Raw genomic sequence first — 22,956 nt, forward strand, 5'->3', positions numbered from 1 at the left:
CTGTGCGCATGATACAACAAGCTGGAACATCCGCCGCGGCAAAGCCGCGCCCCCAACGCGGTTTCACCGCGTTTCCCCTGAAAGCGCTGGCCATCGCCGGCATGACGTGCAACCACGCCTGCTACATCTACTGGGACTATCTGCCGCCCGGGATTCTGTGCGCGCTGTTCGCGCTTGGCGGCCTGACGTTCCCCATCATGGCGTTTCTGCTGGTGGAAGGGTATCGACATACGTCGAGCGTGCGGCGTTACGGCCGACGTCTGCTGATATTCGCCCTTGTGGCTCAAGTGCCCTACGGGCTGTTCCTGGCGCATGAGATGAACGTGCTGTTCACGCTGTTCGTGTGCCTGTGCCTGCTGTACGCGTACGACCATATGCGACGACGCGGGCTGTTTTGGCTGACGTTCGCGCTGGTGACCGCCCTGACGGCGTTTTGCGATTGGGGCATCCTAGCACCCTGCATGGTGCTCACGCTCCATGTGGTGAAGGACCGCAGGCAACGTGTGGCGTACTCGGCGCTGCTGCCCATTGCCACCGGAGGGCTGCCGGCGCTTATGCAGCTCATGGAGCTTCCCACGCTGCAGAACCTAGCGTTCGCGTTATACCCGCTGGTAGGCTGCAGCGCCACGATTCCCCTGCTGTGGGCTTACAACGGCGGGCGCGGCAGGTCCATGAAATGGTTCTTCTATGCGTACTACCCCGCGCATATCGCCGTGCTGGGATTGGCGAAGGGGCTGCTTCTGGGCGACTGGAACATCGCCGTGACCGGGTAGGATGCTTGGAGCTGCACGAGGATCGACGCACGTCGGGTAGCGCGCCGCGATCGCACGAAGACCGATGCAGGTCGGGTAGCGCGCGGGACCGCAAAAGCCGGCGAGGGCCGGGAAGACAACGAGGGTCGCTGCGCGATTGCAGCGGCCCTCGCCGTTTCGCTAGCGTCCAAGAACGAACGCGACGTTTATTTCCAGTCGGCTCCCAGGACGATGAGGAAGTCCTCCTCGAACAGGTAGGTGTTCGAGTTCTGCACCGCCTTGCCCACGCCGAGGGCCTTCACGATGGCCTCGGCAGCTTCCTTGTCGGAGGAATCGTTGTACACCACCACGGTGTCTTGGTAGTCGAAGTTGTCGGCATTGCTGGTGTTCACGCTGTACCCAAGGCCCTGAATGCGCTCGGTGGCGTCGAGGCCGGCTCCCGCAAGGCCGTTGCCGTTGCGGATGGCCACGCTGCCGCCGCGCTTGACCGCGCCCGCGCCCTCGCCCGCCGTGCCGCCGCTTGTGGCGCCGCCGTCGCCGGTGGTTGCCAGAATGGTGCCCGAAGTCTTGTCGACGACGTCGCCTTCAGTGGGCGGCAGGCCCGCATCGACGCGCTTCATCATGGCCTTCCATTCCGCGGTGTTGTTCACCTCGTACCAAACGCCGTCGATGTACTCGGAAGTGGTGGGTTCCATGGCGGAATAGATGTCGGTGGACGGGTCGAGGCCCTGCATGGCCTGCGCGAGCCCGATGATGTCGGTAACGCCCAGGTCGGTGGTGACGTACTTCGAGAGCGCCTGCACGGTGGAGGCCATGGACGCAGCGTCGGCCGACAGCAGTTTCTTGGCGATGGCCGACATGACCAGGCGCTGGTTGGCGGCGCGATACTCGTCGCCCGGGCCGATCTCGTCATAGGCGTGGCGCGCGCGGCACAGGATAAGGGCCTGGTCGCCGTTGAGCGTTTGCGGGCCGGCGTCCAGGTGACCGCCGGCGTCCTCGTCGTCGATGGTCATGGGGACGTCGACCTCGATGCCGCCGAGCGCGTCCACGATATCCCGGAAGCCATCGAAGTTGATCTCGGCGTAGTGCGAGATATCGACGCCCGCCAGCTTCGACACCGTTTGCACCGAGAGCGCGGGACCGCCGAACACGTGCGCGGCATTGAGCTTGTTCACGCCGTATTCGCCCATGTCGACCATGGTGTCGCGGTGCAGCGAGACCAGCGTGACCTTCTTGCTCACGGGGTCGATGCGCGCGAGCATGATGCTGTCGGTGCGGTAGCTGTCGCCAAAATCGCCGGACTCGTCGCGCTCCTCGGAGCCGTCGGTTCCCATGAGCAGCATATAGAACGGCTCTTTGGTCATGTTGGTTTTGACCAGGTACTTCCCCACGTTGCCCAGGCCCGCGTGAAGGTTGCCGGAAAGCACCTGCACGTACGCGAACGCCGCGCCGACGGCGATGACCACGACGGCAAGCGCCGCGATGCCGGCATAGAACAGCTTGCCGTGCTTTTTGTGCTTGTGGGTTTTGGCGTACTCGTCGCGCGAAAGGCGGCGTGCCGACGGCTCGCCTTGACCAGCGGACGGCCGGTCTCCGCCGTAGCTATCGCGCGCGTAGCGGTTTTGGGCGCGCACGTCTGCAGCGGTTGCGCGCCTGCCGTTGGATGGTTGGTTCGTGTTTGCTCGGCCCGCGCCGTAACGGTCGCGCCCGTAGCCTGTGCGTTTGTTATCCATACGGTCATTGTGACGGCCCCCGGCCCCCATGCAAGCGACCTCACACGCTTTGCGGGAAATGCCCATATGAGCACGAGCGGGGAAACGGCGGCCTGTCCGAGGGACAAGAAAGGCCTGGAACGCATTTCGCGTTCCAGGCCTTCAAGGCGGGAAACCCGGGGCTCCGCCACAGTCAGCGAGGGCCCTATAGTGCCCAGAATCCGCCTGAAGCAAGGCGGCATAAGCCTTTGGGCCATGCCGCCGAAGCTGAAGGTGAAAGCCGGGTGCCACAAGCCCCGCAGCGTCGAGTCGGTCCGCCAGCCGACAGACCGGCGGAACCGTTTAACCGCCGGGGAAGCGGATGACCATGTAGATGGCGGCGATGGCCACCGTGAACAACATGATCGGGAAACCGCGTTTGAAGAACTGCATGAACGTGATCTCATGCCCGAACTTCTTGCTGATATCGGACAGCACCACGTTGGCGGATGCGCCGATGAGCGTGCCGTTGCCGCCCAGGCAAGCGCCCAGAGACAGCGCCCACCACAGCGCCGTGCCGTCGAGGCCGTCGGCCTCGAGCGTCAGGATGATGGGGATCATGGTTGCCACGAACGGGATGTTGTCCAGGAAGCTGGAGATGATGGCCGAGCCGAACAGCACCGCCAGCATGGTGATCATGAGGTTGCCGCCCGTGACGTCGATAAGGCCCTGTGCCAGCATGCCGATGACGCCCGTTTCGGACATGGCGCCGACGATGATGAACAGGCCGGCGAAAAAGCACAGCGTGGTCCATTCGACGCCGTGCAGCGCCTCTTCGATGCTCTCACCGGAGATGAGCAGGATCAGGCCGGCGGCGGCAAGGGCGATGACGCAGGACTCCAGGCCGAGCGCGCCGTGGGTCATGAAGCCGACGACCACGAGGACGACCATGGCGACGCTGATCTTGAGCAGGCGCGCATCCTTGATGTAATCGTTCTCGTCAAGCTCCATGATGGCCTTGCGGTGCTCCTCGTTGGCGGAGATCTTGCGGCCGTACATGACGTAGAACAGGCCGATGACGGCAGCCAGGATGATGACGACCGCAGGCGCATCATAGGCGATGAAGTCGGCGAAGGTGTAACCCGCGGCAGAGCCGATCATGATGTTGGGCGGGTCGCCGATGAGCGTTGCCGTGCCGCCGATGTTGGACGCCAGGATCTGCGTCATGAAGAACGGCACCGGGTCGATGTCGAGCAGGCGGCACACGGTGATGGTCATGGGGCCGATGAGCAGCACGGTGGTGACGTTGTCCAAGAAGGCGGACAGCACGGCCGTGAGCAGCACGAACAGCACCATGATGGTCCAGGGGTTGCCCTTCGCCACGCGCGCGCACTTGATGGCCAAAAATTCGAACACGCCCGACTGCTTCACCACGGCCACGAACAGCATCATGCCGAACAGCACGCCGAGCGTATTGAAGTCGATGTGCCCGATAGCCGTCTCGAACGGCATGATGTGCAGGATGAGCAGCAGCATGGCGCCGGTGATGGCGACAAGCGCGCGATGCACCTTCTCGGTCATGATGGCGATCATGGCCACCACGAAGATGGCGACGGAAATGATCTGGCTAGTATCCATATCCCACCGCCTTGGTTACATTGTTTTCCACGGGTCCTTCTTTCTCCAAAGCGCGCGAAATCCTTATGCAATCGCGCAAAAATCCACTATAGCAAAACCCGATTTCCCCATGCGGAACCATGGGGAAAGTTTCTCGTGTTTTAACGTTGAAAGGCTGCAATGCGCGGCGGCCGCCCGAGCGCGGGATATACTGGGCGCATGCATTTACGAAGGTAAGCGAGGAAACCATGGGATTGAGATTCACCGCCGCCCGCGCCGTCAGCGGCGTCTCCACTTGGGGCTTGAAAAACGTGTTCCGCCGCCCCGCCGCGAACTTCCCGGGCAAAATGGCCCTGTACGTGGACCCGCAGCTTATCGCGCATCTGCGCGGCAAGCTCGATCGCGGTAGCGTGTGCGTGGTGGGGACCAACGGCAAGACCACCGTTTCCAACCTGCTTGCCGACGTGCTTGAAGCGTCGGGCCAGCGGGTCGTCTGCAACCGCACGGGCGCGAACCTGGATTCGGGCGTGTCCACGGCGCTGCTGCACGCCGGCAAGGCCGACTGGGGCGTGTTCGAGTGCGACGAGCTGTGGCTGGCGAAGATCCTGCCGCAGCTGCGCGCCAACTACGTGGTGCTGCTCAACCTGTTCCGCGACCAGCTTGATCGCTGCGGCGAGATCGACCGCATCCAGGACAGCATCGTCAAGGCGCTGGGCAGCTCGCCTGAAACCGTGCTGGTCTATAACGCCGACGACCCGCTGTGCGCATCCATCGCCGACCGCGCCGGGCAGCTGCCGGGTCGCGAGGGCACGCGCTCCATCGCCTTCGGCGTGGCCGAGAGCATGGGCCTAGCGCAAAACACCGTCTCCGACGCCACCATGTGCCAGCGCTGCTCCACCATGTTCGAATACGACTGGCGCCAATACGGGCAGCTGGGCGAATGGCGCTGCCCGAACTGCGGTTTCGCGCGCCCCGCGCTGGATTTCGCCGCCGAAAACGTGCAGCTGGGAGCCGACGGGCTGGCGTTCTCGCTTGCCAAGCCCGGCGCCGGCGATGCCGGGCGCGAAGGGGCGTTCTCGGTGACGGCACGCTTCAGCGGCGCCTATATGGTGTACAACCTTGCCGCCGTGAGCGTTGCCGCAAGCCTGCTGGGATGCACGAACGAGGCGTTGCAGAAGGCCATCGACGCGTTCGACCCGCAAAACGGGCGCCTGCAGACCTACGACCTTGCTGGCCGCCGCGTCCTGCTGAACCTGGCGAAGAACCCCACCGGCTTCAACCAGAACCTCAAGATCGTGGCGCAGGACCAAGCGCCGAAGGTGGTGGCCTTCTTCATCAATGACAAGGAGGCCGACGGGCGCGACGTGTCGTGGCTGTGGGACATCGACTTCGAGGAGCTGGCGCAGGCGGGCCCGCTGACGGCATACGCCGGCGGCATCCGCGGGCGCGACATGGCCGTGCGCCTGAAGTATGCCGGCATAGACGCCCAAACCGTTGACAACGCCAACGACCTGCTGCATCGCATCGCGCAGCAGCCGCGCGAGGTGAGCGCGTACATCATCGCGAACTACACGTCGCTGCCGGGGTGCAAGGCCGCGCTGGACGCAGCCGTGGCCGCAGGCGGCGAAGTCGAGCCCGCCACGGGAGAGGCGCCCGCGCCGCGCGATTTCGGAAACCAAGGCGCCGACGGCGCGCCGGCCGGCGAAGATGTGGCGAACGGCCAAAACCCCGTGGTCATCGCGCACCTGTTCCCCGACCTGCTGAACCTGTACGGCGACGGCGGCAACGTGCGCGTGCTGCAGCAGCGCCTGGCATGGCGCGGCATCCCCGTGGAGATCCGCCGCGTGAACCACGGCGACGCCATCGACCTTTCCGGCGTCGACCTGATCATGATGGGCGGCAGCCCCGACCGCGAGCAGAAGCTGGCCAGTGCCGACATCGTGGCCATGCGCGACCAGCTTGACGCATACGTACAGGACATGGGCCCGCTGCTTGCCATTTGCGGCAGCTACCAGATGCTGGGCCGCGAGTGGCTGGTGGACGGAGAGAAGGTGCCCGGCCTGGGCTTGGTGGGCATGACCACGGGACGCCCCGGCACCTCGGGCGACCGACTGGTAAGCAACATCGCCCTTCGCAGCCCCTTGGCCGACGAACCCGTGGTGGGTTACGAGAACCACGCAGGCCGCACGTACCTTGACGAGGGCGTGGAGCCGTTCGGCACCGTGGTCTCCAACACGGGCTTGGGCAACAACGAGGAGACCAAGCAGGACGGCGTGCGCTACAAGAACGTGCTGGGCACGTACCTGCACGGCCCGCTTCTGGCAAAGAACCCGCAGATCGCGGACTGGCTGCTTGCTCGCGCACTTGAGCGAAACGCCAAGCGAACCGGGCAGCCCCTGATCGAGCTGACCCCGCTCGATGATGCGCCCGAGAAAGCCGCCAACGCCTTCATGTGCGACAAGCTGGGAGCCAAGTAGCGGCAGATCGTTGGAATGCGGGCGGGCGCGGAAGCGCCCCTGCTGCAAGCGAACGCGAAAGCGCGGCGCCGGCCCTGTGCGAGGAAAACGCATGGGAGCCGGCGCCGCGCTTTTTGTTTGGGAGCGATTTTGAGAAAAAAGAAAGCGGGCCGGACATTTCTGCCCGGCCCGCGTACATTCGTGGAGCCAACGACCGGATTCGAACCGGTGACCTGCGCTTTACGAGAGCGCTGCTCTACCAGCTGAGCCACGTTGGCACACGGCTTCTTGCGAAGCGCGAATATGAACTATACCGAAGAGCCTGTCGTTTCGCAAGGGGCAAATGCAACTTTTCGGGCGAACGAGCGGGCATTCGCCGTTTCTCCACAGGCTCGCATCCTAGCGTTGCGGCCCTCGAGAGCCGCATGGGCATGCGCTCAACCGCTGCGGCGTCCTTGCCTAAGAGTCGCCCGATGCGCAGCGTCGCCGCCTACTCCTCGTTCTCGGGGGCCTTCACCACCAGCACGGGAACCTGGGCCTCTCGCAGCACGTAGCTGCTCACGCTACCCAGCATGCCGCGCAGAGCGCCCAGACCGCGGCTGCCCATGATGATGAGCCCGCAGCCGTTCTCCTGCGCGTACTTCACGATCTGGTCGCCCGGATGCACCTCGGGCAGCAGGCAGACGCGTTTCTCGTTCATAAGCGGGCGGATCACCCCATCGACCTGCGCATGCAGGCGCTCGGACGCTTCCTCCGTTGCCTCCTCCATGGCTTCTTGCATACCCATGGGGACGACGCTTTCGATCAAATCCACGCCGCGAGCCTCGAGCTTGGCCACGGCGGTTCGCTCCAGGTCGACGATCTGGACGACGTGCAGCGCAAGTCCGGCGTCCTCCTTCGCGAAGCGCACGGCCTCGTCAAGCGCTGCACAAGCGGAATCGGACCCGTCGAACGGGACCATAACGGCATCGTAGAGCATTGCAACCCCCTTCTCTCACCGGTCGAACCTAGGAAGGCAAGGCGACGTAGCGCATTGCGACGAACATCGAACGCCGCGCATCCCCGGCAACCGCGCGCGTATCCCCGCGTGCAGCACGTGTTCCGCAGGCCGCTGAGGCAACTCAGCGTACAAGCGCCGCGGACCCTTCCCCATCAGGCTTTATCCCCAGTATAGCAAGAAGCCCCGCGGCAATCGCCGCAGGGCTTCCGCAAACGCCGTTCGCGCAAACGGCGTTGCCATGTTGTAACGTTTCGCGATCGCGATGAGAGGAGGCGAACCGCCCCGTTCGCGCAAAGCGAGGGCTTTCGCCGGCTACACCTCCAGGTGCTTGAACGCCTCGGGCACTTCCTTGAAGCCCTTGGACTTCACGGCGCCGACGATCAGGCCGAGGATCAGCCACACGACGCCGACGATATAGGTCATCGCCTCGAAGCCGGTGAACACGTACACCAGGATGGCGATGCCGATCCAGGGGCAGATCAGGTACTTCACGATGTCGCCGAAGGTGTTGCGCTTCTTCTCGCGGATGAAGAAGAACAGGAACACGGCGAAGTTCAACAGGATGAACGAAGCCAGGGCGCCGAAGTTCACCAAGCCGGCCAGCTGGGTCATCTTGTCGCCCATGGGGATGGACAGGCACAGGGTGACCACGCCCAGGAACACGGCGGAGAACCAGGGGGTCTGGTACTTCGGGTGGACCTTGCCGAACGCCTTCGGGATAACGCCGTCGCGGCCCATGGAGTACAGCAGGCGCGAGGAGGCCATCTGGGCGTTCATGATGTTGGCGATGCCGATGGCGATGATGTTGATGACCAGCATGATCTTGTAGAAGACCGGGCCGCCCACCAGCATGACGGAGTCGAAGAAGCCCATGTCAGGATCGGTGTTGGCCCAGTCGGGCTGCACGATGGCGGCGATGTAGGTCTGAGCGACGAACACGACGATGATGGCGCACAGGGCGATCAGGATGCCGCGGCCGATGTTCTTCTCGGGCTCGTGGGTTTCCTCGGCCAGCGTGGACATGCCGTCGAAGCCCAGGAAGGAAAGCGCTGCCAGCGAGATGCCGGCGGCGATGAAGTGGGCGTCGACCTGACCTTCCTGATAAATCGGGTCGAGGACGAAGGCGCCGGCGCCGCCGCCGCCCATGATGAAGTTGCAGCCGAGCGCGATGAACGCGATGACGGCCAGGACCTCAATGACGAAGATGACCCAGTCAACGCCACGGCTCATCTGGATGCCGCGGATGTTCACGAACGTGTTGAAGGCGATGAAGACCACGGCCCACAGCCATGCCGGGCTGTTGGGGATCAGAGCGGTGCCCCAGTTCATGACCATGACGATGAGCAAGGACGGAACCAGGATGTAGTCCAACAGGATCAGCCAGCCGGCGATGAAGCCGACGTGCGGGTTGATGCCGCGCTGCACGTAGGAGTACACGGAGCCGGCGATCGGGAAGCGGCCGGACATGCGCATGTAGCTCATAGCGGTGAACATGATGGCCACGAAGCCGATGATGTAGACCAGCGGCGTCATGCCGTGGCTGTTCAGCTGGATGGAGCCGAAGATGGATTGCGGGGCGATGATGACCATGAACAGGACGCCGTACATCACCACGTCCCAAAGGCCCATCCCGCGGCGCAGCTCTTGCTTGTAGCCGAACTGCTCGATGTTGTCCCCGGCGTTACCCTTCGCCGGAGCTTTTTGCTCTGCCATTTCCCTTTCCTTTCTTTCTTGCGGGGAAAACAAGCATTGCGCAGGGCCAGAAGCGCGATTCCCGGCTCTACGCAATAGCCCGTACTTTAGCACGTTAAAGCGCATGAGTAGAGTGAATATAGCAATTCCTAGCAATGCCGTGCATGATTTTGGGGCCGAAAGGCGGCCCTACGCGCTCACGAGATACGAAAAATGCCCGATTCCCTGGGGAAACCGGGCATTTTGCATAAGATATCGAAATCGACGACACCGGAACTGCCGTGTATTTTAGCCTCTGCTAACTAAGGCGAACGGCAGATTTATGGCGATAAACGGTTGCGCGAACGCATAGTGTTTCGCTCGTTGCGCGGCGTGATCCGGCCAGGCCTTGCCACTTGACCGGAAGCACCCCGGCGCCGTAAACGATCGTTGCAGCCCGCGATCAGACCAGCCGGTGCCTACGGCTGAGGGATTTACGGCTGAGGAATCAGAACGGGGAACTCCGACAGCTTCGGCGTCCCGATGCGCAGCGACACGTCGACCTCGCACGGCTCGCAGCCCTGGCTCACCTCGACGTCGCTTTGGACGGACATATACATATAGGTCTCCACGGCATCCCAACCGGTAACGCGCATCAGCAGACGCTGCAGCTCCTTCGAGCCGTTCATGAGCGCCTGCTCGTAATGGGTGCCGCTGCAGTTCACGTACCACTTGCCGTTGGGGCCGAAGGTCTCGAGCACCGGCCAGTTCAGCTCGAAACCCTTCACCAGCTGCACGCGAACGGTGATCTCAGCGGGGATCTCGATGCCGGTGCCGCACAGCTCGGCGTCGCCCATGGTGGCGTGCACGTCGCCCATCTGCAGAAGCGCGCCGGGAACGCGCACGGGGAAGTACAGGCGCGTGCCCTTGGTGATCTTCTTGTTGTCCATGTTGCCGCCGTGGCTGCCCACGAAGCCGTCGATGACGTCGGGGCCGGACGGCGCGGTGCCGATGACGCCGATCATGGGGTTGATCGGGAAGCTGACCTGGTTGAACGTGGCCATGCCGTCCTTGATGGGGATCTTCTTGGTGCGGTAGCCGGTGGTCTCGAACAGCGGGCCGCAGTGATCGTCGGTGGCGATGGTGCCCTCGTCGGCCACCTTCACCTCGTAGATGTCGACCACGAGCACGTCGCCGGGCTCGGCGCCCTCGATGTAGACGGGGCCCGCGGCGGGATTGGCGAAACCGTACGTGTAATCAAGGTCGGCCATGGTGGTGTTCTCATCGGGAATGCGGTTGCTGAAGCAGTCCTGCGTGTTGAACTGCAGCACCTCGCCGGGCTTGGCCGTGGCGCAAGGCTTGTTGTCCTTGGAGAATTCGTAAACCTGATCGGTGATAATCTGCATGATGCCCCCTTCTTCATGATTGCGAACGCGGCTTGCCGCCGTTTCGAGCGATTGTACGCCAACCGCCGCAGGCGCGCCACGGCGGGCGGCGCCACGGCGGGGCAAGCTCGACGGCCGGGCGAAAGCGGCGAAGGGAGAACGCGCCACGGCCACCGAGCCACCGCCCCCATCGGGAAGCCTGCGTCCAACCCGAAGGCCGAGCGGCGCGAAACAGCGCCCGGAAAGCGACAGCCGCTCAGGGCGAACCCGCCCTCCGGCGCAAAAGCCGCAAACGCAAAAGGGCGTGGCCCCGCATATGCGAAGGCACGCCCTTTCGGCGCGTTATATAGGCACGTGAGGCTCACAGCTCGAGTACGACGGCCTGCTCGAGCTCGATGCCGCTGCGCTGCGCCAGCGAATCCAGCAGCTCCGCCGCAGCCTCGGGCTCGAGCCATGCCATACCGCATCCCGCCGAAAGCTGCCGCGGGATGGGCGCAAGGCGGCCGCGAAGGCCCTCGCCTGCGGCCGCCTGCTTGAAGGCGAGCGCGTCAGTGGTGGTATGGAACGACGCCACCGCCGTCTTCACCTTCCGCCGCGCCATGGGTTAGGCGATCTCGATCACGAAATCGTCGCCGACGCGCTGCGCCGTCGCCGTGCGCTTGCGCTTCTTCGCCAGCGAACAGATGTTGTCGCGCGCCACGGTGTTGCTCACCGTCACCTTGATGGGCTCGGAGCCGCCCTTCTTCATGGCGTTCATGGTCAGGATGACCGGTTCGGGGCAAGAGAGCCCTCGGGCGTCAACTTCGATCATTGGAAGTCCTTTCGGTAAATGAACTGGGGAAATACGCTTGCAGCTTATACGCTACGCGGCGGTCTTCTGCTTGCGCACGTTCACGATGGCGATGACGAACAGCACCGCGATGCAGCACACGAGCACGATCTGGCCCGCAACGCTCGGGCCGCCCAGGACGGCGGCCTTCTCGGCGGTTGCGGCGGAGGCGGCAGCGCCCGCCAGGCCGAAGTTGTGGGCGAAGGCGGCGCCGATGAGCATGCCGACGAAGGTGACGGCGGCGTCGCAGGAGCCCTGGCCGGCCAGCGTCATCTGGCGCAGCGGGCAGCCACCGGCCAGTGTGGCGCCGAAGCCCACGGCGTACAAGCCCAGGATGTTCCACAGGTGCTGGGAGTGGGCGATGGGCTGACCAGCGAAGCTGAGCTTGAAGCCGCCGGTGGCCAGGTTGAACACCACCATGACCACGAACAGGCCGGCGATGGGGAGCATCAGGTCGAAGTCGCGCATGAGGAAGATGTTGCGGACGGAGCCGGCGAAGCAGATGCGGACCTTCTGCGCCAGGGCGCCGATGACAAGGGCGGTCACCAGGGCGATGAGCACGGGAGCGTGCTTGGAGCCCGGGCCGGCCTGGCTGACGGCGAACACGCCGGCGAAGACGCTGATGCACAGGCCGATGATCAGCAGCACGGGCAGGACGGCGCCGGCCGTCTTGTTCGTGTCATGCTCGCGGCCCAGGGAGTAGCCCTTCTTCAGGAAGAACGTGCCCGTGGCGACGCCCAGGACGAAGCCGATGAGGCCGACCCAGGCGTTCAGGTCGCCGGCGGCCATGCGCAGCACCATGCGAAGCGGGCAGCCCAGGAAGATGAGGGCGCCGATCATCATGATGAAGCCCAGGACGAATCGGGTCATGGGAGAAGAACCCGCCGTAGAGCGGTACTCGCGCGTGGCCAGGGCGATCAGGAACGAGCCGACGACCAGGCCGACGATCTCGGGACGGAAGTACTGCACCGTCTCGGTGGTCTGCAGCTTCATGGAGCCCGCCATGTCGCGGATGAAGCACGCGGCGCACATGGCCATGTTGGCGGGGTTGCCGGAGAAGGCCAGAAGCGCCATTCCGAGGCCGACCAGCACGCCGACCAGGGCCAAGCCCTTTTTGCTGTTGAGGAAATCCAAGGAAGTCCCTTTCTATATATAAAGATGAATCGTTCGCATTCGATCCTCCGTCGCGCATGCGCACGCACGGGCCCACAGGCCTGCGGGGACGACAAGGCAGAACACGCCCAAAACGCCATTCGAAACGGAAAACAATGCAAGCCGCGTCAAAGCGCGGCGAAATCGACGCCTTGCAGAATGCGTCGGATGCGGGCAGAAAGCCCATAGCAGAATGATTGCGCTAGCAGAATTTGCGCGAACCAGTGGTGCATTGTAAGGAGGTAACGGTTTCGTGTCAAAGGCAGCGGCGCTAATTTTCCCCGAGCGGTAGACGGGGCACTTGCACAAGCGTCGCTCATAAGGCTTGCCGTGGGTTTGCCCATAGGATCCTCGTGGCATTGCCGTTGCGTCACCTATGGGGTTCCGCCGAATCGCCTGCAGAGATGCCGCAGATCGCCTGTTAAGGTTCCCATATCTTCGCCGTAGCCTTGCCTATAGGGACCCTTTTAGCGTTGCGCGACATTACTCTGAAGCACCATCCATTTGTGAAGGTTCTGTGACAGGAAATCATTTGCTTGCATTGAGACTGGATGGCGCGTATAGTTCTTTCTCGCAGCTTTTCCGAAACATTCAGTTCCGCGAAAAGCGGGTCGCATATTGCGGGGTGGAGCAGTCTGGTAGCTCGCCGGGCTCATAACCCGGAGGCCGTAGGTTCAAATCCTGCCCCCGCGACCAAATGTTCAAGCCGCCCATCGGGCGGCTTTTTTGTTGCACGATACGCTGGAGCCATCGCGTCAAACAATCGAAGAGCAAGCTAAGCAGTTCTGCACGATGAAGTAAGCTCTACTCACGAATCAACGCCTTTGTCGCAATAGCTCGTAGCAACCAGCGGGCGGAACGTTTTTTGGCATGCAAATCAGCCTCAAACGCAGAGGCCGCGGAGTTAATCCACGGCCTCAAAACAGTCGTCCTTCTATCGCTTTCCCGATTTACCTATGACGCATCGGCAATCTCGTAGCCATCGGCTACGATCTTCACCGTCGCCGGAGCCTCCTTCTGCGACGTGTAACAATTGAGCACGATAGTCTCGCCGTTCAGCCAATGGTTTGCGTACAGGCCCGTCGTCTCCACTTTGACGCCGTTCGCATCGAACAGCTCGACCTTGAAGTTGATGTAGTCGAAATCGTATCCGGTGTTGTTCGAGACGGTTGCTTGGCCCGTGAAGGTCGAGTATTGTTCGGTAAACTCAAGGTTTATCGTGCCTGCCAGCGATTCTACTGCCGCCTTCTCGTTATTGTCGCGCTCCACCTTCTTGCCGTGGCTGACCAATTTATCTAAGCTGTCTTGGCATGAGGATGACACCGTAAGCCCGTACTCGTCCACGAACGTTTTTAGCAGCGTGGTGCGCTTGTCGTAAGCTTTCTGCCAATCCTGCTGAAACTTTTCGTTATCTGTCGCGCACAACTCCGCGGCTTCGCGCTGATCTTTCAGCGAATTGATGTATGCGATAGCATTTTCCTGCAGCTTGCTGTCCTCAAACTGCAAGCTCTGATACTTCTCTACCTGATTCAGCTCGGCGTCGACCAGCTTCTCATAATACTCGGTAGACTTGTCAGTCTTGGTGGACTTTTCCACCAGGGCATCGCGCGCCTCGTAGCCTTTTGCGAGCGATTGCATGAACGCCTCGTCCGCATACCGGGGCTGATCTTGGCCGTTCTGCTCAGCGCAGCCGGCAAACATGGCTGCGCATGCGGCCAAAGCGCAGGCCAGGGCAGCGGCAAGTATTATCTTCGATCGGTTCATTATGGTCTCCCTGCTAATTTGCCGTGAGCGAATCGCGCTGGTCTTGGTCGAGCGCGTCTGGATAGGTCGTGCTAGCAAGTTCCGCGCCGCTCTGGTCGACGATGCTCACAACGCAGCTGACCGGCTGCCCCGCGAACTGCTGATATATGCAGGCGATCAGCCCCGCCTGCAACGGGGCGAAAGCCTCGCTGAGCCCGACCTGGCTGTTGCTGGTGGTCAGGGTCACTTTGGAGAACTGTTCATCGTAGTCAACGGCGGTGATGGTTGACCAGGTTTCGCTGTTGGGCATCTCGTCAAGCTGCTTTGCCGTCGAATCATGCCAGGAGTCCACAAGCTCGTTGTACTTATCTATAGGCATCGTCGCGGTATAAGAGCCGTCCTCGTTGGCGACGATGTCGGTGCAGCCCCACTCCTGAAGGTTTGCTTGCACATCCTCAGCTACCGTATCCTGGAAGAATAAAGCAGGGAACGTGACCGTGCGCGTTGCGATGGTCGCCTTCTCAACGGCGCTGTTCTCGTCCTGCTCGCTCGTCACGTTACCGGAATTTTGCGTGGCACATCCCACCAGACCGGCGCCTAGCGCGCACATCGCCACCGCAATCGCGATTACGGCACCTGCGCTTTTTCCGAAAACACCTGTTTTTCCCATCTCATTCCCCTCCCATCGAGATTAAGCAAAGCCAACAAGGATGTTAGCCGTATCGAAGGTTAGACCTCAACCTCTTCCGCAACCTCGGGAACCACGTCCTTGCGCCCCTCAGAGCCGCGAACGGCGCGAGCCAGCCATTCAACCGAACGTCATGGATGCTGGAACCCTCGCGCCCGCCCCTTCTCCCCGCCGCGTAGCACGCAATTAACGCCACGACACGAGCGTTATCGCGTTTGAAACAATTCCGTAAACTGCCTTCGGTAGCGTTTTCCCTGTCATGTACGCGAGGAAAGCGCATGCGTTAGGGACGAGCTATTCACCTACCGCGCGGTCGAGGCGTTCATGCGCGGGGATGATCCCGACGTGGCAAACGAGCGGAACCGAAAGACCGGAAGGCTGTGGTGGGGCAAACTCGCCGCGAGAACCGTAATAGCCGCGTTCGTCGGGCTTTGCTTCGGATGGGGGCTTGCGAGCCTTCTTTTCAAGCTCATCGGCTGATCCGTCAAGAGGCGATTTCCGCATTTGATGAGACCTAGCATATTTGAATAAAGATACGGCAAGGAAGGAGAAGAGCGATGAAAGAGCGTTTCGTGGAGGTCTATTCCCAGGGAATAGACTCCGCCTGATTTTCTCCAATTTCGGTCATTTTTTCTAGGGAGGTGCGGCGGGCAGAGACTCGCTTTTTCCTCGGCTTGTCTTGACGGCATCTCCCCTGTTGTAGTACCTTGCCCCTGTTTAAAAACGCGTGGATTTTTCTGGGCGCCAGCCACCTTTTCGCCACGCAACCGAGCAGTCGGTTGTGTGGCTTTTTCGTCTCGGCAGCAGGCGCCACAAGCACCGCCAGAAGACCGGACGAACCCCACCTTCCGACTGCAGGGAACAGACGCACGAGGCGTGCGTCTGCGAGACAGCAGACGGAAGGAAGCATGATGGCAGGAACGGACACAATCAAGCAGCAGGGCGCCGGGGCAGGAGCCACGAGCGCGGGGCAGGCCAAGGCGGCGCTCCAAGTCTTTGCGGGCGGCGCCTGCTACGGTGCCATGGCCACGACCTACAAGCTCGCCTACGCCGCGGGCTTCACCTCGGCGCAGGTGGTGGCGAGCCAGGCGTGGTTCGGCTGCTTCTTCTTCGCCCTCGCCACGCTCGCGGGCCACGCGCTCGGGCACCGCTGGCAGCGCGTGGGCTGGAAGCTCGCCCTCAAGCTCATGGGCCTGGGGGCCCTCACCTGCCTCACCTCGATTCTCTACTGCTACGCCATGAGCGTGCTGCCCGCCCCGGTGGCACTCACGCTCCTCTTCCAGTTCACGTGGCTGGGGCTCGTGTGGCAGACCGTCATGACGCGCCGGCCGCCGAGGCCCCTCCAGGCGGTCTCCGCCCTGGTCGTCGTCTTCGGGACGGTGTTCGCGAGCGGCGTCTACAAGACCGGCATCGCCGGGTACGACCCCGTGGCCCTGCTCTGCGCGCTGGGGGCGGCCGTGTCCTGCTCCCTTTTCGTCACCCTCTCCGGCAGGGTCGAGGCCCCCTGCTCGTCCGAGCAGCGCGGCGTCATTGTGTGCGCGGGCTCCGTGGTCATGTCGCTCACGGTGTGCCCGGACTACGTCGTCTCGGGCGTCCTCGCCCAGGGCATCCTGCTCTTTGCCGTCATCGCCGGCTTCTTTGGCCTGCTCTGCCCGGTCCTGCTCTTCGGCATGGGCTCTCCACACCTGCCCGCGGGCCTCTCCACCGTCATGGCCGCCGCGGAGCTCCCCGCCGGCCTGCTCGTCGCCATGATCGTCCTCGGCGAGCCGCTCGGCGTCGTCGAGTGGCTGGGCGTCGCCATCATCCTCGCCGGCGTGTGCCTGGCGCAGGTCTCCCCCCCTGCGCGCCGGCCGCCTGCGAAGGGATGACTAGCTGACGGCTCGTTCCGCGGCGGCGGAGGGGCCGACGGCGGCGAGGAGACTCTCTGCCGACTGCGAGACCCCGACGAAGCGCTGCATGTCGACGCCATCCTTCTTGCAGACCGCAGGAAGCAGCACGTCCCTCGTGGTCATGCCCGGAACGTCCCTTATCGCGCCGATCAGGCCGAAGGCGACGAACCACCCGAAGCTGAGTCCCACCGTGGCGTCGATGACAGGCAGCATCGCCACGGATGCCGCGGACACCGGATCCAAGACGGCGGAGACATCCCGCCTGTTGAGGACGTCGAGCACCCCGCCTCCGACTTGGTGCCGTGGACGGTGCGGCTGGGCTACTTCCTGCACTTGCCCGTCACGGGGTCCTTCCCGAGCGAGACCCTGATGCGCCGCGTGTTCTTCTTGCCCGTCTTCTCGATCGATCCTATGCCGGATAATGAGCTTCTTCCTGACATCGTTTGCCCTTTCCCTTCTCGTCTTTATGGGAAAGAAGACCGCCATTCGAGACACCTCTTGTCAAGTGTTTGATACGGTCTTCTTTTCCCGTCTTCGGTCACGATACGGAAACGTACTGTTTTGGGTTTTGGGCGAAAATGCTGAAACATCCTGAAACATCATGGGTATCAGGATTTTTTGACGGGATTCTGAACTGTAAAATAGGGAAAAGTGAAGCAATCTGACCACTTGCAAGGTGTTCTCATAACCCGGAGGCCGTAGGTTCAAATCCTGCCCCCGCAACCAAATGTTCAAGCCGCCCATCGGGCGGCTTTTTTATTGCCAAAACGTTTTTCTTCACCAGGCCGACATGCTACTTCGACAACAGAAGCGCCCATTAACGGAACCGGCGATTCTGCCTGACGCGTTTAAAGCGCCCCTCCTGCCGCATAACGCGCAATTAATGCCGCAACGCGTTCGTTTTCCAAATCGAAACAATTCCGTAAACTGCCTTCGGTAGCGTTTTCCCTGTCATGTACGCGAGGAAAGGGTATGCGTTAGGGAGACCCGCTCCCCCGTTCGGTTCTCCTGAACGCATGCGCTCTTCCCGACAGGGAAAGGGAAAGGCCATGGAGGATTTCCTTACATCGTTCTTCATCACGCCGTTCACCGGACTTGCGGAGGGAATCGCCACCGCTACCAGCCCGCTCGACGTCATCGATGCCGTCGATGGCTTCGTGTGGGGCCCTATCATGATTTTGCTGCTGCTTGGCACGCACATCTTCATGACCATCCGCACCGGGTTCATCCAGCGCAAGATCGGCACCGGCATCAAGCTGTCCGTCACCAAGGACGACCCCTCCAACGCCGACGGCGACATCACCCAGTTCGGCGCGCTGACCACGGCTCTTGCCGCCACCATCGGAACGGGCAACATCGTCGGCGTGGGCACGGGCCTGCTGTTCGGCGGCCCGGGCGCCATCTTCTGGATGTGGATCACCGGTATCCTGGGCATCGCCACGAAATACTCCGAGGTGTTCATCGGCGTGAAGTACCGCGTGAAAGACCACTCCGGCAAGATGCTCGGCGGCGCCATGTACGCCCTTGAGCGCGGCTTCAAGAATAAGAAGGCCGGCCGCATCCTGGCCATCCTGTTCGCCCTGTTCGCTTCGTTGGCGGCCTTCGGCATCGGCGCCTCCACGCAGTCGAACTCCCTGGCAGATGCGCTGTACAACACCTCGCTTATCGACGGCAAGGCTATCCCACAGTGGCTGGTGGGCGCCGTGGTGGTGGCTCTTGTGGCCATCGTCATCCTGGGCGGCATCAAGTCCATCTCCAAGGTGTGCGAGAAGCTGGTCCCCGTCATGGCTGTCTTCTACGTGGTGTGCTGCCTGATCATCATCGGCATGAACGGCCAGTTCCTGGGCGAGGCGATCCGCCAGATCATCGTGGGCGCCTTCACCCCCGCAGGCGCCGCAGGCGGCGCCGTGGGCTCGACCATCACCCTGGCCCTGCAGTTCGGCTTCAAGCGCGGCATCTTCTCCAACGAGTCCGGCCTGGGCTCCGCCCCGCTGGTCGCCTCCTCCGCCACCACGAAGAACCCCGCACGTCAGGCGCTGGTTTCCATGACCGGCACGTTCTGGGATACCGTCGTGGTGTGCGCCATCACCGGCCTGATGCTCATGACCACGCTGCTGGCGAACCCCGAGCTTTCCACGGCCATCGCTAACGGCACCATCTCCTCGGGCGCCGGCCTTGCGACCGCCGCGTTCGAGAAGATCCCCGTGTTCGGCCCCTTGGTGCTGCTGGTTGGCCTGGTCACCTTCGCGTACTCCACCATCCTGGGCTGGAGCCAGTACGGCAACCGTGCCATCAGCTACCTGCTGGGCAAGAAGGCCGCCCTGCCCTACTACATCGTGTTCCTGCTGTTCGTGTTCTGGGGCTGCATGATGGTCGGCGATGCCGCCGGCAGCGCCGCGGTCTCCAACCTTAGCTCCGTGGTATGGAATGTGGCCGACGTGATGAACGCGCTCATGGCCATCCCGAACTGCATCGCGGTCCTGGGCCTGTCCGCCATCATCGCCCGCGAAACGAAGCATTACGTATACGACAACAACCTGGAAGAAGTCGACAAGACCGAGATTCCGCAATACCACGAGAAGTAGAACGGTTTTACCTCTCCAGCACATGTTGAAGGGGCTCGTATTCGAGTCCCTTCCCTTTTTGCCCAAAACCACCCCGATTCAACAGCGGGGAGCGCGTAAACAGGGGGCGGAAGTGCGTTCATGCAGCACCCGAATCACACCGACGGCGCGCGCCATGTCTTTTCTCTTTTCTGGACGCGTTCGGCTTTCAAAGTGCGCATACAATTTTTCGTTGCCCCCCTTGTCCACGCTGACCGATGCGGACGATAAGCCCTATAATTACCTGCTGTGAAAACGCCATCTAGGCGACAAGAGGGGGCACATGCCATGAGAAGGGTCCACGTCCAGACCGTTAGCTTTGCGAACATCGCCATCACGATCGCGCTCGCCATCGTATGCGCCATCCTGTTTTGGCAGGGACGAGCGCAATTCAATGTATTGCAGCAAGCAACCGAGGCGTACATCTCCTGCGAGAACGACGCGCAGCAGGTGCAGGACAGGTCGGATCGCCTGACCGAGCAGGTTCGCCTGGTCACCATGACCGCCAAACCGGAGTACATCGACAACTACTTCTCCATGGCAAACAGCAACGAGGAGTTCGACGAGGCTTTTGCGGATCTCAAAAGCCGGTTCGAGGGAACCGATGCATACGAATCGCTGCGCACCGCGATGGACGAATCGAACGAGCTGATGAACACCGAGTTCTACGCCATGCGCCTGATCTGCGAGGCGAACGATATCGACCCCTCCCCCTGGCCGGAAATCGCATCATGCCAGATCAGCGATGATGATTCGCGCACATCGCACGACAGCATGATCTATAAGGCGCAAAACCTCGTTTCCGATTCCAAATACCAGGAAGCGAAGGATTCCATCAACAGCCACACCACCGACTGCATCGCCAAAGTAACCGACGCCACAATCGGCAACCAAAACCGCGCCGCTTCCGTATTCGATGGCATTTACGGCACGATCGAGGCATGCGTGGCGATCTACATCGCCCTGACGTTGGTCATCTGCGCGCTCGTCCGTCGCGCCGTCGTGAAACCCCTGCTAAGCTTCGGCGACAGCATCAAGGCCAACCAACTGTTCCCCGTGCAGGGCGCCGGCGAGCTGCAAGTGCTGGCGGAAACGTATAACCGCGTGTTCACGGAAAACGAGGCCACGCACATGGTCGTCAAACATCAGGCCGAGCACGACCCGCTGACCGACCTGCTCAATCGCGGGTCGTTCGACAAGGCCCTGAAACTCCACGACGACGGCAAGCACGACTTCGCGCTCATCTTAGCCGACGTCGACCAGTTCAAATCCGTCAACGACACCTTCGGCCACGCCGTGGGGGACCAGGTGCTCAAGCGCGTATCCAGCCTGCTGCAGGTAGCATTCCGCAACACCGATTTCGTGTGCCGCATCGGCGGCGACGAGTTCGCCGTCATCATGGTGGATGCGACCAGCGATCTGCGACACATCATCCAAGAGAAGATCGATTTCGTGAATACGGAGTTATCGAAGCCCATCGATGGCATGCCGCAGGTATCGCTGAGCGCAGGCGCCGCGTTCGCCGATCGCCCCGATCCCGGCGACAGCATCTACAAGGACGCGGACGATGCGCTGTATCACACGAAGGAAAACGGACGCGGCGGCTGTTCCTTTTTCGGTGAGTTCTAGCGTCTGAACAGGGAAGATACGCGAACACAGGACTTGCGCAAGCGAAAGGCGATCCGGGTCCGCGCACAACCCAACGAATAGCGAAACCCCCGGAAGCGATGCAGCCATTAGGCTTCGTCTCCAGGGGTTTCGCGTAAAGTACGAGACAGCTGCATTTGCAAGCAACGGATCAGGCTACGCTTAGAAGAAAGCGCACACCAGACACCTAAGAGGCTAAACAAAGTCCATCTCGCCAGCCAATCACGCAGCAATGCCAAGCGTCATTTTCGGCTTTTGAGGACCCCCCCCCGTCTCTGACTCGATTAAGGGCTGCAAAAAACTGCATCTCATTCGAAACGCCCATTTTATGGTAGATGTTGGCAATATGGCGCTTGAGGGTATTTCTACTGATGCTTAGCTTATCGGCAATCTCTACACGCGATATGCCCTTTACCAGCAAGCAAGCAACTTCCCACTCACGCGGGGAAAGAGAGTACGCAGCAACAATGGGGTCCACATCGCAATCCATCATAAAGCGATTCACGCCATTTGGGTACACAAGACGAAAACGACTGCAAAGATGTTCGTTCACTTCTTCAAGCACGCGCATTTCCTCATCGGTGAAATCACCATGCTCTTTTGAGCGCATAAGGGAAATAGTGCCGAACAGAATATCATCGGCAGCGATGCAAGCTGTCGCCGTGTAGAAAATGCCTAAACGGCTTTCCCATTCCTGGTGAATACGCGACCGCTCAATCACCTCTGGTCGCATTAAATCCGTTGAGCGAATCGTCCTGGGTAAGCATTGATTGTAAAACCACGACAGATAGTCAATAGCGTGATAGTAATTCGCATATAACGCCGTAAGTTCGTCGTCGGTATCCGTGCTTCGATAGTTGAAAGCAGATTTATGCGAATCGGATTGGTCGTTAAGCGCTGTATATGAATGATCGAAAGGTATTATCCCCCGCAAACCATCACAACAAGTTACGAGCAAATCTTCCATAGGTGTAGTGTAAAGCTTGAGAATCAGGTCATTCTGTTTTCTATGGATGTCATCTTCCATATGCACCACTCCATGCATGATCAACGTGTCCCCATACATGGAATTATACTCGCTTAACATGATGCGCAATGGTTTTTCATCGACGGTCGGTTCTGGAAGGCACCGAAGGAGGCATGCCCCCTTCCCATAAAACCGGAAGCATACAAGAGATTACTATTTGTTCAATATGGCAATAGCCCCATCGCTTTACCGATGGGGCTATTGCCTGCAGATGGAAAATGCGACAGCGGCGAATTCCGTCGCAAGGCAAACTGCATTTCACGCTCGCACAGTCGGTGGCAAAAATAGGAAGGGCCACCGACCGCCACGATGCGAGGCCCCGAGCAGAAGCTCCGGGCGACTACCAAGACCCGCAAAACGTTCAGCTGAACACGTTCCACGAGGAACACCATGCTTCCTTCTCGCTCATGCACACGCGTAGAAGTCCGAAATCACGCGAGGAGGGGACGCAACGCAAGGAAGAAGTATGGTGTCACCCGTCAACGCCGGCCCTCGGGGTAAACCCTATCAGAGGATTCACCCCGAGGGCGCTTAGGAGGGTTGCGGCAGAGCATGCGCACGCACTGCCGCGAATAGGTGGATGACATCCCGGAGTCGAGTACTCGGTGGCGCTCCGATTAAACGATTCGGAGTATCGCCCACAAATCCGAAGGCTACGCGAATCTCTCCACTCCGAGACCACCTAAGGCCGTTTTGAACGATCCGTGGTGCGTTCCTGCAACGGTCAACATCCTCGGACTTCTGCCGACGGCCTTGAGGCGTCATCGAATTAAGCAACGATGACGGTGCCCGTCTTGCCCTCGAGA

Annotated in this window: 17 protein-coding genes and 2 tRNA genes; 6 read left to right on the plus strand and 13 right to left on the minus strand. The window is 61.4% G+C overall.

Annotation, left to right across the window (positions count from 1 at the left end):
• The first annotated feature begins 8 nt into the window (after positions 1-8).
• Positions 9-773 (plus strand): TraX family protein, encoded by a 765-nt coding sequence (locus SFHG_RS00255; protein WP_042432078.1) that lies wholly within the window; start codon positions 9-11, stop codon positions 771-773.
• A 185-nt stretch (positions 774-958) separates the two neighbouring features.
• On the opposite strand, the gene SFHG_RS00260 is transcribed toward SFHG_RS00255, so the two are convergent.
• Entirely contained in the window at positions 959-2,485 is a 1,527-nt protein-coding gene (locus SFHG_RS00260) for an LCP family protein (protein WP_081468845.1), read from the minus strand.
• Positions 2,486-2,806: 321 nt separating this feature from the next.
• Positions 2,807-4,081 carry an ArsB/NhaD family transporter gene (locus SFHG_RS00265; RefSeq protein WP_042432081.1) on the minus strand — a complete coding sequence of 425 codons (1,275 nt, stop codon included), beginning with the start codon at positions 4,079-4,081 and terminating at the stop codon, positions 2,807-2,809.
• 227 nt (positions 4,082-4,308) lie between these two features.
• Between SFHG_RS00265 and SFHG_RS11060 the strand changes: the two genes are divergently transcribed.
• On the plus strand, positions 4,309-6,537 hold the full coding sequence (locus SFHG_RS11060) for a MurT ligase domain-containing protein (protein WP_042432084.1): 2,229 nt from the start codon (positions 4,309-4,311) through the stop codon (positions 6,535-6,537).
• 181 nt (positions 6,538-6,718) lie between these two features.
• Here the strand turns inward: SFHG_RS11060 and SFHG_RS00275 are convergent.
• From SFHG_RS00275 to yedE, 7 genes are all read right to left on the minus strand, one after another.
• A tRNA-Thr gene (locus tag SFHG_RS00275) sits at positions 6,719-6,794 on the minus strand.
• Between the two features lie 212 nt (positions 6,795-7,006).
• A complete protein-coding gene (locus SFHG_RS00280; RefSeq protein WP_042432086.1) occupies positions 7,007-7,495 on the minus strand; it encodes a universal stress protein in 489 nt (162 codons plus the stop codon).
• Between the two features lie 333 nt (positions 7,496-7,828).
• On the minus strand, positions 7,829-9,229 hold the full coding sequence (locus SFHG_RS00285) for an APC family permease (protein ID WP_042432088.1): 1,401 nt from the start codon (positions 9,227-9,229) through the stop codon (positions 7,829-7,831).
• A 452-nt stretch (positions 9,230-9,681) separates the two neighbouring features.
• Positions 9,682-10,593 (minus strand): acetamidase/formamidase family protein, encoded by a 912-nt coding sequence (locus tag SFHG_RS00290; protein WP_042432090.1) that lies wholly within the window; start codon positions 10,591-10,593, stop codon positions 9,682-9,684.
• Between the two features lie 340 nt (positions 10,594-10,933).
• A complete protein-coding gene (locus tag SFHG_RS00295; RefSeq protein ID WP_042432093.1) occupies positions 10,934-11,173 on the minus strand; it encodes a putative Se/S carrier protein in 240 nt (79 codons plus the stop codon).
• Between the two features lie 3 nt (positions 11,174-11,176).
• Positions 11,177-11,383, minus strand: coding sequence for a sulfurtransferase TusA family protein (locus tag SFHG_RS00300; protein ID WP_042432096.1), 207 nt, complete (start codon positions 11,381-11,383; stop codon positions 11,177-11,179).
• Between the two features lie 51 nt (positions 11,384-11,434).
• Positions 11,435-12,535 (minus strand): YedE family putative selenium transporter, encoded by a 1,101-nt coding sequence (gene yedE / locus SFHG_RS00305; protein ID WP_042432099.1) that lies wholly within the window; start codon positions 12,533-12,535, stop codon positions 11,435-11,437.
• Between the two features lie 637 nt (positions 12,536-13,172).
• Between yedE and SFHG_RS00310 the strand changes: the two genes are divergently transcribed.
• Positions 13,173-13,249, plus strand: a tRNA-Met gene (locus SFHG_RS00310).
• 258 nt (positions 13,250-13,507) lie between these two features.
• Here SFHG_RS00310 and SFHG_RS00315 read toward each other — a convergent pair.
• Together SFHG_RS00315 and SFHG_RS00320 are read right to left on the minus strand one after the other, a co-directional pair.
• Complete coding sequence (locus SFHG_RS00315; protein ID WP_042432102.1) at positions 13,508-14,317, minus strand: FxLYD domain-containing protein; 810 nt, start codon at positions 14,315-14,317, stop codon at positions 13,508-13,510.
• 13 nt (positions 14,318-14,330) lie between these two features.
• A complete protein-coding gene (locus SFHG_RS00320) occupies positions 14,331-14,966 on the minus strand; it encodes a hypothetical protein (protein WP_148514771.1) in 636 nt (211 codons plus the stop codon).
• A gap of 929 nt (positions 14,967-15,895) precedes the next feature.
• Here SFHG_RS00320 and SFHG_RS00325 point away from each other — a divergent pair.
• Entirely contained in the window at positions 15,896-16,852 is a 957-nt protein-coding gene (locus SFHG_RS00325; RefSeq protein ID WP_052297729.1) for a DMT family transporter, read from the plus strand.
• Here SFHG_RS00325 and SFHG_RS00330 read toward each other — a convergent pair whose 3' ends face one another.
• Positions 16,853-17,359 (minus strand): MFS transporter, encoded by a 507-nt coding sequence (locus SFHG_RS00330; RefSeq protein WP_042432107.1) that lies wholly within the window; start codon positions 17,357-17,359, stop codon positions 16,853-16,855.
• A 563-nt stretch (positions 17,360-17,922) separates the two neighbouring features.
• Between SFHG_RS00330 and SFHG_RS00335 the strand changes: the two genes are divergently transcribed.
• Both SFHG_RS00335 and SFHG_RS00340 read left to right on the plus strand, forming a co-directional pair.
• On the plus strand, positions 17,923-19,458 hold the full coding sequence (locus SFHG_RS00335) for an alanine/glycine:cation symporter family protein (RefSeq protein ID WP_081468846.1): 1,536 nt from the start codon (positions 17,923-17,925) through the stop codon (positions 19,456-19,458).
• A 306-nt stretch (positions 19,459-19,764) separates the two neighbouring features.
• Positions 19,765-21,105 (plus strand): GGDEF domain-containing protein, encoded by a 1,341-nt coding sequence (locus SFHG_RS00340; RefSeq protein WP_052297730.1) that lies wholly within the window; start codon positions 19,765-19,767, stop codon positions 21,103-21,105.
• 205 nt (positions 21,106-21,310) lie between these two features.
• Here SFHG_RS00340 and SFHG_RS00345 read toward each other — a convergent pair whose 3' ends face one another.
• Complete coding sequence (locus SFHG_RS00345; protein WP_042432110.1) at positions 21,311-22,150, minus strand: helix-turn-helix transcriptional regulator; 840 nt, start codon at positions 22,148-22,150, stop codon at positions 21,311-21,313.
• Positions 22,151-22,956 lie beyond the last annotated feature (806 nt).

It is taken from the genome of Senegalimassilia anaerobia JC110 (assembly GCF_000236865.1).
Lineage (GTDB): Bacteria > Actinomycetota > Coriobacteriia > Coriobacteriales > Eggerthellaceae > Senegalimassilia > Senegalimassilia anaerobia.